Below are 325 nucleotides of genomic sequence, written 5' to 3' on the forward strand. Positions count from 1 at the left end.
TCTTCCAGCACGCCGAAGAAATGCTGCCGGGCGGGGCTCGTGAGCTGGTCGACAAGGGTGCCGCCGATGACTTGGATGAGGTCTATGCCTTCCACGTCGCGCCGCATCCGGTGGGGCATGTGGGGATTTGCGCTGGGCGAGTGACAACTATGTCGGGCATCGTCTCCATCGCCATTCGTGGCCGTGGCGGACACTCCTCGAACCCGCAGCTGTCGATTGACCCGGTGCTCATCGCCAGCCAGGCGACTCTCATGCTGAACACGATTGTCTCCCGCGATGTGGATCCGAAGCACATGAACATTGTCAATGTCGGCTCACTGCATTC

At 60.9% G+C, this 325-nt stretch carries 1 pseudogene; it reads left to right on the forward strand.

Annotation, left to right across the window (positions count from 1 at the left end):
- Positions 1–140: 140 nt before the first annotated feature.
- A pseudogene (locus tag ACXIUA_RS01855) lies at positions 141–325 on the forward strand (amidohydrolase); the annotation flags it as partial.

Source organism: Corynebacterium sp. UMB8791 (genome assembly GCF_054166365.1).